Source organism: Microtetraspora malaysiensis (genome assembly GCF_001528665.1).
GTDB classification, from domain to species: domain Bacteria; phylum Actinomycetota; class Actinomycetes; order Streptosporangiales; family Streptosporangiaceae; genus Microtetraspora_A; species Microtetraspora_A malaysiensis.
Genome location: NZ_BBYJ01000046.1, coordinates 25,570 through 38,193 on the forward strand (window position 1 = coordinate 25,570; position 12,624 = coordinate 38,193).

Here is a 12,624-nt window from a genome sequence, read left to right on the forward strand (position 1 = left end):
GCTAGATCACATTTTATCCACTCTTTACGTAAAGATCGTCGACAGGTACTGTGTGATCACTTTCTTAAAGATCGCTCCAACGTTGCTGAGTAGTTCCTGTGACTCAGTCTCTATACGCACGTCTACCAAACGGAATACGCGCCGCTGTGATCCGGATGGACTGGAGCCGAGATGAATGACCTGGCCGGAGCCCGCCATGCGGATGCACGCGGAGGTCCTCGCCGGAGAACGTGCGCCTTAGTGCTTGCCGTGCTCCTGGCCGTCTCCTGGGGCGTGGCTGGACTGGCGTGGAAGCGTGAGCACGACAGGGCGTCGGCTCAGGAGCGGATCGCACTGGCTCATGGGCTCGCGCTCCACGCCGCGGAACTGCGTGACGCCGACCGCCGCATGGCCCTACACCTCGGCTTGGCCGCAGTCAGGATCCGCCCTGACGAGCAGACCCGGGCGGGGCTGATCGACACTATGGTCGGGATACGCGGCAATGAACTCACCCCGGACGTCTCCGGCGAGGTGGTGCTGAGCGACGACGGGCGGATCGCCCTGGCCGGCGGCGACGAAATGAGCGTCTGGGACCTCACGACCTGGCTCGATCCCAAGATCGTCAATAAGTCCGATCGGGTCGCCGTGTTGAAGGACCGCAGGGAAGGCATGAGCATGACGGCGCTGAGCGGCGACGGTCGGACGGCGCTGACCGGCGGCGACGTCGGCGACACGATCGTGTGGGATCTCACCGATCCGGCCAAGCCGATCCGGGCGGCCGTAATGGCGGGCGGGAAGAACGACGAGGACGACGCCAGCGTCCTGGCGATGGCGTTGTCGCGCGACGGCCGCGCGGCGGTGACCGCCGACCTCGGCGGCGACCTGACCGTGTGGGATCTGACCGACCGGTCTCGTCCCGTGCGCCGGTCGGTGACGAGATTTCTCACCTTCGCCATCGTTGGCGACATCAGACTCAGCGCGGACGGCGGGATCGCCGTCATCTCGTACGAGAGCAGTTTGTCCAACTATCGAGCGGTGATGGTCTGGGACCTTTCCGATCCCTCGCGTCCGGTCAAGTCGGCCGACCTGGTGCCTGCCGAGAAGTATGCGAGCGCGACGGCGATGAGCGCGGACGGGCGCGTCGTCCTTGTCGGGAACGCGCATTCGGCCGAGGTCTGGAACCTCGATGACCCGTCGCGTCCGGTTCGCACGGCTACGCTTGATGTGCCCCTCAATGATATGTACAGCATGGCCTTGACCCCCGATGGGAAGACCGCCCTGCTCGCGGGACCGAGCGATTCAGCAATCCTCTGGGACCTTTCCGACAGGTCCAGGCCGGCCCGGCTGGCCGCGTTGAAGGGATACACGAGGGAGATCAACTCCGTGGCTCTCGGTGCCGATGGCGGCGTCGCCCTGGCGGCTGGCCCCGGCGGGGTCTTCCTGTGGGATCTCAGGGACCTCGCCGAGATCGTCGCCGATCCGGGGCGGGCTGCTTGCGGAGTCAACCCCGGCACGGAGATCAGCAAGGCGGACTGGGCCCGTTACACGGGCGGCGCGGACTGGTTGGACTATGCGGTCGAGGCCTCTGACCTCCTTTTCGTTTGCTAATCAACCCGGGCTCCATGTAACGCCTGCCTTCGCTACGGCGCCTCGCGTCAGGCACGGAGTGTCAGAGCAGAGCCGGGACGGATGGTGGGGGTGCCACAGCGTAGGGCTGTAGCGGGTCACTTGGGTTGATGACGCGCGGGCTCAGACCAAGCCGCACAGCCCCAGAGTTGGTGCAGGGAGTTCAGTCGAACTCGCCGTTTTGACGCCGGCGATGAAGGCTTCCCACTCGCTGGGCGTGAAGATGAGGGCGGGGCCGTCGGGGTCCTTGGAGTCTCGAACCGCGTACAGGCGTTCGCCGGTGTGGTGGCCGTCAGTGGCCGAGATGACGGCCACCTCGACGCAGTCGCCGTTGGCGCCGCTGCGGGTGCTCTGCGCCACTCGGCGTGGAGGAGATCAAGCCGGGGCATCCTCGCGTCTGCATCCACGCAGGTCGTAGGCACGGTGGGCGATCTCGGTCCTAGTGGGTGTCCCGAGCGCTTCAGGGCGGGCATGAAGATCGGCCGTGGTGGCGAGCTTGGCCTCCCTCACGGTGACGAACGCGGGCCGCTTCGTCGTCTCAGGCAGTTGCCGAAAGACGCAGCGGCGCGCGGCGGGCCTTAGTCGGCATCTAGAAGGCCCTCCGCTCCCGAACATGTCCCCAGCCGCCAGGCAGCGGAGTGAGGGATCGCGCTTGCGGTTCGTGATCGTTTCGGTGCGGTTCGCCCAGCCGTGTGCGCGCCGGGGGCTTCGGTGGCCCTCACTGCGGCTGAACGGCGATCGAGTCGGCGGAGAGCGTGACCTCGACGGTGATGTGCGGATTGTCCAGCTGCGGAAGCTGAAGCCCACGCTTGAACTCCTCCGCATTGTCCGGCATCACCTTCGGCTGAACTGTGACCTTGACTTGGCCGGTCTCGTCATCTGGGTGCGCCATCATCGTGGCCACCTCAGAACGGGGTCGGAGCCAGGAGACGACCGTGTCCTGGGCCTGCCGGAGCTCCGCGGCCGAGAATCCCTTGCCGCCGATCAGGGTGACCTCCATGGGGAGGGTCCTGGCCAGCTCGATCGCGCGAGTCGGGATGGGACCCTTGAAGCCGACGCGCAGCCCCCGCTGGTCCTCGACGTATCTGACGCCGGAGATCTCGTCGGGGAACTCCACGTTAAGTTTGTCGATCACCCGGCTGTTGGACGACTGTGAGCCGAAGCGGTCGATGGCCTCCTCGTAGGAGATGCCCTCCGATTTGGCGATGGCCCCGAGGTCGACCAGCTCAGCGTAGGGAATGCCGTCGATCGCCACGTCCGGGTCGGTCACCGCAGGGTCGTAACCCTCGAAGTCCGTCGGCTTGGGCGATGAGGTAGCAGCCACCCGGGTCGCGTACCGCTTGACGACCTCCTTTAGGGGGCGGCCCGACGACGCCGCCTCTGGCATGAGCCGCTCCAGGGTGGGCCGATGCGCTTTGGGCTGATCGGCCCGCGGCAACACGATCGTCTCGGTCCCGGCCACAGTGGATACCGGACCAGCACCAGACTGGCCGCAGGCGCACAACGACGCGAGCACCGCGATGACGGTCAAACGCGATCTCTTCATACCTGAGGGACGCGCCACCGGCCTGGAGGGTTCATCCAGGCACCCATCCAGTACGGCCAAGCCCGTTCATCAGAGTGCTCCTCCAATGCGGACCTTGCGTGCCCACCATAAGTGGCCCTCCGCTCTCAAACGTGTCCCCAGCCCCAAAGTGGGCTTGATCGCGCAGTGGCACCTTCTCGGAGTGCCGGAATTAGAAGATTTCCCGACACCCGCCGAGCTGGCCCGAGACCACAATGCGCAATGAGGCCCGGCCGCTGGGGGCAGGGGAGGCGGCACGCTCGCGATTGCAGCGGGGCATATCCAGGCGCCGCAATGAGGCGCGACCACTGGGGTCGGGTGAGACGCTCCGCGGCATCATCGACCGCGATCTGGTTGATGGCGTGCTGCAATGAGGTCCAGCCGCTGGGGCCGGGTGAGACCAGATCCCACGCATGTAGCCATACGCGGCGACGCCCCCGTAATGAGGCCCGGCGCAAGGCCGGGTGAGAGACTCCGCGGCATCATCGACCGCGACCTGATTGACGGAGTGCCACAATGAGGACCAGCCGCGCAGGTCGGGTGAGACTCATGAGGTCCTCGACCTACTGATCCAGATAGAGGTTCCGCGATGAGACCCGACCACGGAGGCCGGGTGAGACTACTCCCACCACGTCGCCCGAACAGGCTGGGCGAAGCCGCAATGAGGCCCGGCCGTTAGGGGGCGGGGGGCCCGGCCACGGCTCGTACGGCCGCTGAGCTGGACTTCGGGTCGGTCGTGAGTGACCGTGGTTGACCCCTCGTCACCTTGCTTAATGGCCCGCTAATGGCCCGGCAACCAGGGCATGATGTGCGGATGCGTGTTCACCTCGTCCCACCTGGCGACGAGGCTGACGGGATCCCTGTCAGCGCGAATGGTCTTGCTGAGGTGCTCACACCCGTCGATTGGGATGCCATGCGAGCAGGGCTGGGGAGACCGCGAGGTGCACGTCCACGGCGTCGACGTCGGGATAAGGGCCGGCCACCCCGGCTGCGATTCCTCATCGGCCCGCCTTGCCATTTGATCATCACGCCTCACAAGACGTGGGGATCTATGCCGCTCTACCGAAAGGTCTTCCATGGCCCTGCCCCCGCCCGACTTCGAGTCGATGTTCCGGCCAGGGATGAGGTATGGCTGGCCAAACCGGGACCCGGTCGGCATCTTCGTGGTGGACGTGGGCGCGGTGAACCTGGCCAGCGGCCGACTGGTCGTACGGGACAACGACTGGTCGGTTCAGGACTCCGGACGTGATGCGGAGGCGTTCACTGAGGAGATCCCGCCCGGACGGTACCGGGTGGTGCTTTCATTGGTGGACTTCGACGAATGGGTGCGGGGCGCCGCCGCCAAGGTCGTGATCAGGGATGAACCGGCGGTGTCCTGGGAGATGGCGCTGTGTCCTGGTCAGGACCCATCGAAACTCGGCGAAGAGGAGTTCTTCGGATTCGGCGTCGACAGCGGGCAGGGATGCTTCCTTGACGTGACGGCTCTGCCTCTGCTGCGCCGGTTCCAGGACGACACTCGTGCCGAGTGGGAGGGGATCCGCAAAGACGTGATGCGGGATGGCTGGGCCGAGGTCACTGATGCCGAGTCCGGGCTGAACGTCATCTTGTTCGACTGCGGGATGGGGGATGGGGCGTACCCGACCTGGATCGGGCGCTCGACTGGCGGTGAAGCCGTGTGCTTCATTAGCGACTTAGAGCTCTTGAGCCACAGCTTGGGCCCAATCGGGGATCTGTAAAAGCGTCGGTTCAGCCTACCCAGGTTCGAACCCTGGACCTGCCACCAGCAGGACAAAGAGCCTCTGACCAGCAGAGATGCCGGTCGGGGGCTTCTTCGTTTCTTGATCCGTGAGTACCCGGGATTTCCCCCGTTCCCCGTGGGATATGGCGCGGGTGTGGCACGCGATCAAGCCTGAAACCTTGGCGCGGACGCGCGCACCTTACCTTCCTGATCATCCCGTTTGCCTTGACCCACCGCGGAGCGGCAGCGGGCCGGCGACGGAGGGGCAAGCCCGTCTTCGCGTGTCCGTCAGCTGGTCCCCGTTCCTCCGTCATGGGACGCCAAGGGGCACAGACGGCCTTGAGCCGTAGGAGCTGGTCTGCTGGGCCTGCCTGGGTCGTGGCGGGCGGGATGATCAGGCTTCCACCTCAGCCAGCTACGGACATGGCTCACCGGGCGGGCGATCATCCCGGAGCCGAGGCCCCCGCCGGAGGCTCAGGTTCAACGAGGCGGTGAGCGGGCGGCTACTTCCACAAGTAGTCGTAGCGTGGTGGGGCTGGGCTGAAGATGAACTCGACGAACTCCTCGTTGCCACCGTCATCGGACCAGATGACCCGATCGCGGCCCACATCACTGCGGCAGAAGACCGGCCGCAAGCCGGGCAAGGCCGCCGGTGAGGGCGGGGCGGCGCTGGCGTTCAAGGTTCCCGATGTTGAACATGACTGGTATCCGGCGTCCTGCCGGGGCTGTGGCGCAGATCTGGCCGATGCCGCCGAGGCCGGGGTAGTCTGCCGTCAGGTGCACGAGCTTCCCGAGCCGACGGTCACGGTCACCGAACATCGGATGCACAAGCGCCGCTGCCGGTGTGGGTGCGTGACGACCGCGCCCAGCCCGGCGGGGGTGGACGCTCCGGTTTCCTATGGTCCGGCGCTGCGGGCGCTGGCGGTCTACCTGGTGGTCTTCCAGCTGCTGCCGATCGCCCGCACGGCCGAGCTGATCAGTGACCTGACCGGCGCCACGGTGTCGGAAGGCTGGATCGTGAACGTGCTGGCCGAGGCACACGACGAACTCGCCGAGATCGACCGGACCATCAAGACCCTGATCACCCTGTCGCATGTGGTGCACGCCGACGAGACGTCGATGAAACTGTCCGGCCGTGGGGTTTCGGGCGGTAAGGGCTGGCTGCATGTGGCCGCCACCACAGCCCTGACCTCCTACCACGCGCACGTCAGCCGCGGGTTGAAAGCGGTGCGCGAGCATGGCGTGCTGCCGGTGTTCGCCGGGGTTGTCGTGCATGACAGCCTGTCGATGTACGACTCGGCCAAATTCGCTGGCCCTGCCGACGAGCAGGGCCCGTCGATCGCCTCCGCCTTCGTCCACCAGCTCTGCGGGGCGCACATCTGCCGGGAGTTGGTCGCCGCCGCTGAGCGGCATCCCGGTCAGTATTGGCCCGAGCAGGCCAAACGCGCTCTTTATGTGTTGAATCAGGCCGCGCATACCGCCCGTGAGAAGGGCGGAGGGGTGATCGCGGCCGAGGTTCTCGCCGAACAGACCCGCTTGTTCCGACAAGCAGTGCGGGCCGGGTTGGCCGATCATCCCCGCGACCATTATCGGCGGGAGCAGACCAAGACCCGCAACCTGCTGGAACGTCTGCGAGACCGGGAAGACGACATCTTGCGGTTCACCCGCGATCTTGCGGTGCCCTTCACGAACAACCGGGCGGAGGGTGATCTCCGCATGGCCAAGACCAAGGTCAAGGTCTCCGGCGCCATGCGCACCATGACTGGGCTCAAGCAGTTCGCACGGATCCGTGGCTACATCTCCTCCGCGCGCAAGAACGGTGTGACCGCCTGGGCCGCTCTCTGCGGCCTGTTCAACGGAAATCCCTGGCGTCCGAGCCTGATTCAGGCCACCTGATCACGAAGAACCTGAGCAGTTACTGGTTTCCGACTGGAGCCTCAAGAGTTCATCATTGACCCTTCGCACTACCGCGTTTCCGCGACCGAGCGGGAGCGACTCGACCGCCGCTTGGGTGAAACCGCCCTCACCGACCTTGAGCAGGGATATCAGGCTCCAACTGGATGGTGGTACGTCGTCGCGACAGCGATTCTCATCGCTCTCGCCGGCGCACTGTTCGCAACCCGCTCAGCCGGTTCGGAACGCATATTGCTACGGATCAGCGGCGGCTCCGCCGCGACTCTGCGATTCCTCGTCACCTGTCGAGCAGCCGTCAGCATGGCATGTGGAACGGCGATCGGCGCCGTCGCCGGGTGCGTCGTCGGCCTGCGCCTGATCTCACAGCGATAGCGACAGGCGGCGATCATGATGGTGTCGTCGTTGACGCGGCAGACGAGCCGGTCCAGGTGGTAGCGGATGGTGGCGAGCGCGTCGGCGGGATCGCGAACGCCGAGCAGCAGTTCGCCACCGAGGCCGTCGATCATGGCGAACAGCGTGACGGCCTCGCGGACCGGATCCAGTTCGGGTCGGAGCTCACCGTCACGCAGCCCCTGTTCGATCAGCTCGGTCACCCGCTCACGCACACATCAACCCCACGCTCGGCCTGGCCACCGAACTGGTGACGCGCGGGCACCACGTCACGTACGCCACCACCGAGGTGAACGCGCCGCGGGTGGCCGAGACCGGCGCCGAGATCGTCCCCTGGACCTACGCCTGGGACTCGCTCTCTCTGGACGACGTGCCGCAGATGCACGGCAAGGAGCTCATCCGGGCCATGGGCCTCCTGCTGGACGAGACCAGACCCTGGCCGCATTGCCCCAGCCAGCTCGACCACGGCCGGCGCCCTGACCTGGTCGTCCACGACGGCCCGCTGTGCTGGTGGGGCCGGATGCTGGCGGCCCGCTGGCGGGTGCCCTCCATCGAGACCTGGCCGAACCTGGTCAGCAACGAACACCGGTCGATGAACCGCGAGTACACCACCTTCAACCCCGTCAGCTTCCGCTTCCTGCGCGTGGTCCTGCGCCTCAACCGCCTCCTGCGCGCAGAAGGGCTCGGCGACCTGCAGGCGTTCATGCGGGGCGACCGGGCCGCGATACGGCTGGTGATGCTGCCCAGGGCGTTCCAGTACGCGGGGCAGACGTTCGGCGACGGCTTCGCCTTCGTCGGGCCGGGCCTGACCGGACGCGCCTACCAGGGCGAGTGGGAACCGCCGGGCGACGGGCTGCCGATGGTGGCGGTGCCGCAGATGGCCGAGCAGCGGGCCAACGCCGACCGCATCGCCGGGCATTCCAGGGTTATCCCTTGAGGAGAATACGGATCTTGAACAGCTGGAGGTGAACGCCCGAGTATCGAGCCGCACCCTGCGAATCGGAGTTCCCTCATGCGCAAATTCCTCGGCCATCCGCTGTCTCAGGCGTTCACCCTGCTGATCGTGGTGCTGGCCGTCTTCTTCGCCCTCCAGGCCGTCCTGGCCGCGGCCCTGCAGATCGGGCCCGATGGTCTTTCTCCGGCCTTGGGGTTGCTGCTGGGCCTGGCGGGGGTGGTGGCGGCGCTGGTCAGCATCCCGCTGGCCCGGCGGATGGAGGGTACGTCGCTCGCGGGCATCGGCTTCCCGGCCAAGAACGCGATCCCCCACCTTCTGAGCGGTCTGGCGATCGGTGCGGCGGTTCAGGCGTCGGTGTTCGGGATCATGGCCCTGGCGGGCTGGTACACCGTCTCGGCGGTCACGGTGAACGTCGGATCGCTCGCCACCATGACGGTGCTCGCCCTGTGCGTCGCCTTCTGGGAGGAATGGGCCTTTCGCGGCGTGCTGCTGCGGCTGCCGGAGAAGGCTCTGGGCTCCTGGTGGGCGCTCGCGCTCAGCGCGGTGGTCTTCGGGCTCCTCCACGCGCCCAACGCCAACGCCACCGCCATGACGCTGATCGGCATCGCCGTGGCGGGCGGGCTCGTCCTCGGCGGCGGTTTCCTGCTGACCGGCTCGCTGTGGCTGCCCATCGGCATCCACACCGGCTGGAACCTGTTCGAGAGCTCGGTGTTCGGGGCGGGATCGACCGGTGCCGGCGCGATCAGCGAGACCCCGTTGCTGCGCGGGCATGTCGACGGCCCGCAGTTGTGGACCGGCAGCGGCCCCGGCGACCTGGAGTCCGGGCTCGTCCTCATCCTGGTCAGCGCGGCCGTGGGGACCGTCCTCCTCACCCTGGCCGCGAAGGCGGGACGCATCCGGACGCCGCGCCGGAAGCCGGTCGCGGTTACCGTGTGATCGTGCAGGTGATGATCGCGGACGACTCCGCGTTGTTCCGCGAGGGCATGGCCGCTCTTCTGGAACGCGCGGGGTTCACCGTCACCGGTCTGGCGGGCGACGGGCAGACGCTGGCGCGGCTGGTCCGGGCCCGCCCGCCCGAGGTGGCGGTCGTGGACATCCGCATGCCGCCCACCTACACGGTCGAAGGGCTGGAGCTGGCCGTCCGGCTGCGCCGGGAGCATCCGTCCGTCGCGGTGCTGCTCCTGTCCAACCATGTGGAAACCCACTACGCGGGAGAGCTCTTCGGCGCCACCCCGTACCGGACGGGCTACCTGCTGAAGGATCAGGTCGGGGCACCGGACGAGCTGGCCGACGCGCTGCGCCGCGTGGCGGCCGGGCAGACCGTGCTCGACCCTGCCGTGGTCGCGCAGTTGGTGTCCCGGCCCCGTGAACCCGGCCCGCTCGACCGGCTCAGCCCGCGCGAGCGGGAAGTGCTCGCCCTCGTCGCGGAGGGCAGATCGAACCAGGGCATCGCGGCCCTGCTCGGGCTCACGCAGAAGACGGTCGAAGGGTACGTACGCGGCGTCTTCGGCAAGCTCGGCCTAGCGGACGCGACCGCCGACAACCGGCGGGTTCTGGCCGTACTCCGATACCTGCGCGGGTAACACGGCCCGTACGGTGGTCCCGGCCCCAGGCGGGCTGTGCACGGACAGTGTGCCCCCGCACGCTACCACCCTGTCGGCCAGGCCGCGCAGACCTCCCCCGAACACGGCACCCCCACATCCGTCATCGGTCACCTCCACGGTCAACAGGCCCTTCCCCAGCACGGCGGCGATCTTCACGGTCGCCGGGCGGGCGTGCCTGCTCGCGTTGGCCAGCGCTTCAGCGGCCACGAAGTACGCGGTGCGCTCGACCAGCGGCGCCGGCCGTACGGGCAGAGCCGCCCGTACCTGAACGGGCAGGGCGGCCCGCTCGGCCAGGGAGCCGAGCGCGGGACCCAGACCCGCCTCGGCCAGCACCGCCGGGAACGTGCCGCGGGCCAGCTCCCGCAGCTCCTCCAAGGCCCGGCCCAGCTCGGCGACCGCCTGACCGAGGCGGGCCGGCTCGTCGCGCGCCAGCCCCAGCAACAGCCGCACGTTGACCAGCCGCTGCTGGGCGCCGTCATGGAGGTCACGCTCGATCCGGCGCCTGGCCTCGTCACCCGCGTCGAGAAGTTCGGCCATCCGGCGCGCCGCCTCCCTGCGGCCGAGCGCGACACGGTAGGCCAGCGGCCAGACGATGAAACCCAGCACGACCAGGCTGTCCGGCAACCCGCCGGTGAAGTGGACCGCGAGCCCGCCGGCCCGCGCCAGGTTGCCCGTCTCGTACACCAGCACCAGCAGCATGAGCGTCAGCCCGGAGAACATGACGGCGGTGTCGCGTTCCGGCCGTGGCAGCCGTACCCACCGCAGGTACACCGCCGCCGACAGCGCGACCGCGTATCCGCCGGCCATCGTCATCCCGACCAGGGCCAGCGGTCTGCCCCCTGTGACCAGGCCGAACGCCTGAGCGAGGCAGAGGCACTCCCCGCCGGACGGCTCCCCGTACGCCATCGACATCGCGCCGGACAGAAGCGGCACCGCGTATCCGAGCGCCACCACCCCCCGGCGGATCGGCGTGCCGGCGCGGCCATGCGGCAGCACGACCATCGCGTGCCCGAGCAGTCCGTGCTGGAGGGCCGGCGCCGCTGCTCCCAGTGCCATGGCCGCGGGTACGTTCGCGTAACCGGCCCCCGAGGCCAGCCACATCACCCCGCTCCACGCCAGCAACGATCCCACCGGGCTGTCCGGCCATCGTGTCCTCGCCCACAGGCCGGCCGTCACCGCGGCGGCCCCGGCCGCGTATCCCATGAACAGCAGCGGGATCTTCGGCCCCGCGAACTCCGCACCGAGCATGGCCACTGTTCCCAGGGCGGCGAGCACGACCGCGAGCAGGATGATCAGCCTGTGCACCCGACCATTGTGGGGCTTATCCGACATTTCCCACAGGCGGTCCCGCGAGATGTTGACCCGTCCGGAGGCCGAATTGACGCCGTGACAGCGTTGGACCTTCTTACCCGAACCGCATGGGCACGGGGCGTTGCGGTCTCGACCTTTGTATCGGGCGCGCGTGCGTTCGGAAGAACGTTTCAGGTTCTGCCGTAAGACTTTCGCTTGCGGGTGATCGGGGCGGTCTCTAGACAGTAAATGCCGGAGGAGCAGCCGGACTAGGGCGCGTATTCAGTTGTGATCAAGTGATGGTCCTGGTGAGGTCTTTGATCCAGATCATCGCGGCGCGAAGGTGGAGACCGGCGAGGTAGCTCTCAGGGGTCTTGTCGTAGCGGGTGGCGATGCCTCGCCAGGCCTTCAGCTTGTTGATCAGGCGCTCGACGTTGTTCCGCTCCTTGTAGAGGTCGGCGTCGTGGCTGACGGGCCGACCGCCCTTGCTGCCCTTCTTCTTCCGGTTGGCAGCCTGGTCCTTCTTTTCCGGGATGACAGCCTCGATGCGGCGCTTGCGCAGGTAGGCGCGGTTGCCACGGGAGGAGTAGGCCTTGTCCCCGGCAACCGCGTCGGGCCGGGTGCGGGGGCGACCGACGGGCCCCCGAACTCGTATCTTCTTGAGCACGGGGATGAACTGGGGACTGTCCGCGGCCTGCCCCGCGGTCAGGACGAACGCCAGCGGGCGGCACATGCGGTCGGTGGCAAGGTGGATCTTGCTGGTCTGCCCGCCCCTCGATCGTCCGAGCAGGGCAGCTTTCAGTCGGAGTTTGTGCCGGCGCCGGATACGTCGCCGTTCTTCCCGTTCGGGGCCGTTTCCGTCATTCTGCTCTTCTTGTCCTTCCGGGCCGCCCCCTTTTCCCTGGCCTTCTCCTCCTGTTCGGCGGCCTTCTCCAGGGCGGTGACAACGTCCTGGCCGAGGTGCATCCCGGCAGCGTCGTGGTGGGCCCGGGCGGTGGTGGAGTCCACGCTGACGAGGGACACGTCCACCTCACCGCGTTTCGCGGCTTCCGCGATCAGGCCCTCCAACAAGGCTTCGAAGACGCCGGCGTCCCTCCACTGCCGGAAGCGGTTGTGGACGGTCGGCCAGGCGCCGAACTCCTTCGGCATCTCCCGCCACTGCGCGCCCGTCTTGAACCGCCAGATCACGCCCTCGAACTGCTGTCGCAGCCGCTCGGGGTACGGGCCGAACCCGCCGATTGGCAGGTACGGCTCGATGAACTCCCACTCTTCGTCTGTTAACTGGACTCGCGTCACGCAAGACGGCCTATCGGATCAGGCTGAAGCGCGCCGGCTTCGGTGGAGGCTCGTTCCCTTGAGAGGATCGAGTCATGGCAGCCAAGTCCCCCTATCCCGCAGAACTGCGTAAGCGCGCGGTGCGTATGGTCGCCGAGGTCCGCCCGGACTACCCGACCGAGTGGGCCGCGATCAACGCCGTCGCCGCCAAACTCGGCATCGGCACCGCCGAGACGCTGCGCAAATGGATCCGTCAATCCCAGATCGACGAAGGCACCCGACCAGGCAC

11 protein-coding genes and 2 pseudogenes are annotated in these 12,624 nt (G+C 67.6%); 7 read left to right on the forward strand and 6 right to left on the reverse strand.

Features of this window, described 5'->3' with window-relative positions:
* Nucleotides 1–249 precede the first annotated feature (249 nt).
* On the forward strand, nucleotides 250–1,587 hold the full coding sequence (locus AWQ71_RS38575) for a WD40 repeat domain-containing protein (RefSeq protein WP_157570844.1): 1,338 nt from the start codon (nucleotides 250–252) through the stop codon (nucleotides 1,585–1,587).
* Between the two features lie 141 nt (nucleotides 1,588–1,728).
* Here the strand turns inward: AWQ71_RS38575 and AWQ71_RS38580 are convergent, their stop codons facing one another.
* Complete coding sequence (locus AWQ71_RS38580) at nucleotides 1,729–1,965, reverse strand: DUF397 domain-containing protein (RefSeq protein WP_218002150.1); 237 nt, start codon at nucleotides 1,963–1,965, stop codon at nucleotides 1,729–1,731.
* A gap of 358 nt (nucleotides 1,966–2,323) precedes the next feature.
* Complete coding sequence (locus tag AWQ71_RS38585) at nucleotides 2,324–3,067, reverse strand: hypothetical protein (protein ID WP_067143944.1); 744 nt, start codon at nucleotides 3,065–3,067, stop codon at nucleotides 2,324–2,326.
* A 1,178-nt stretch (nucleotides 3,068–4,245) separates the two neighbouring features.
* Between AWQ71_RS38585 and AWQ71_RS38595 the strand changes: the two genes are divergently transcribed.
* Together AWQ71_RS38595 and tnpC are read left to right on the forward strand one after the other, a co-directional pair.
* Nucleotides 4,246–4,905: a DUF4241 domain-containing protein gene (locus AWQ71_RS38595; protein WP_067143947.1), complete on the forward strand. Its 660-nt coding sequence runs from the start codon at nucleotides 4,246–4,248 to the stop codon at nucleotides 4,903–4,905.
* 548 nt (nucleotides 4,906–5,453) lie between these two features.
* Nucleotides 5,454–6,803 (forward strand): IS66 family transposase, encoded by a 1,350-nt coding sequence (tnpC, locus tag AWQ71_RS38600; protein ID WP_084259769.1) that lies wholly within the window; start codon nucleotides 5,454–5,456, stop codon nucleotides 6,801–6,803.
* Nucleotides 6,804–6,952: 149 nt separating this feature from the next.
* Here the strand turns inward: tnpC and AWQ71_RS38605 are convergent, their stop codons facing one another.
* Complete coding sequence (locus tag AWQ71_RS38605; protein ID WP_067143949.1) at nucleotides 6,953–7,426, reverse strand: TetR family transcriptional regulator C-terminal domain-containing protein; 474 nt, start codon at nucleotides 7,424–7,426, stop codon at nucleotides 6,953–6,955.
* Nucleotides 7,427–7,461: 35 nt separating this feature from the next.
* Here AWQ71_RS38605 and AWQ71_RS38610 point away from each other — a divergent pair, with 35 nt between their 5' ends.
* The 3 genes from AWQ71_RS38610 to AWQ71_RS38620 all read left to right on the forward strand — a co-directional run bounded on the left by AWQ71_RS38610 (nucleotide 7,462) and on the right by AWQ71_RS38620 (nucleotide 9,749).
* Complete coding sequence (locus AWQ71_RS38610) at nucleotides 7,462–8,148, forward strand: glycosyltransferase (RefSeq protein WP_067143951.1); 687 nt, start codon at nucleotides 7,462–7,464, stop codon at nucleotides 8,146–8,148.
* Between the two features lie 75 nt (nucleotides 8,149–8,223).
* Complete coding sequence (locus AWQ71_RS38615) at nucleotides 8,224–9,102, forward strand: CPBP family intramembrane glutamic endopeptidase (RefSeq protein ID WP_067143953.1); 879 nt, start codon at nucleotides 8,224–8,226, stop codon at nucleotides 9,100–9,102.
* 11 nt (nucleotides 9,103–9,113) lie between these two features.
* The gene (locus tag AWQ71_RS38620) at nucleotides 9,114–9,749 is read left to right on the forward strand and encodes a response regulator transcription factor (protein WP_369407241.1); all 636 of its coding nucleotides are present in this window, start codon (nucleotides 9,114–9,116) and stop codon (nucleotides 9,747–9,749) included.
* Here AWQ71_RS38620 and AWQ71_RS38625 read toward each other — a convergent pair.
* The 3 genes and pseudogenes from AWQ71_RS38625 to AWQ71_RS41120 form a co-directional block, all read right to left on the reverse strand.
* Nucleotides 9,687–11,075, reverse strand: a complete 1,389-nt coding sequence (locus tag AWQ71_RS38625) for a sensor histidine kinase (protein WP_067143955.1) — start codon at nucleotides 11,073–11,075, stop codon at nucleotides 9,687–9,689. The genes AWQ71_RS38620 and AWQ71_RS38625 overlap by 63 nt on opposite strands.
* A 78-nt stretch (nucleotides 11,076–11,153) precedes the next feature.
* Nucleotides 11,154–11,342, reverse strand: a pseudogene (locus AWQ71_RS44810) (SEC-C metal-binding domain-containing protein); the annotation flags it as partial.
* Between the two features lie 10 nt (nucleotides 11,343–11,352).
* Nucleotides 11,353–12,356: pseudogene (locus tag AWQ71_RS41120) on the reverse strand (IS5 family transposase).
* A gap of 74 nt (nucleotides 12,357–12,430) precedes the next feature.
* Here AWQ71_RS41120 and AWQ71_RS38640 point away from each other — a divergent pair.
* A partial coding sequence (locus AWQ71_RS38640; RefSeq protein WP_218002151.1) for a transposase occupies nucleotides 12,431–12,624 on the forward strand: 194 nt, incomplete at its 3' end.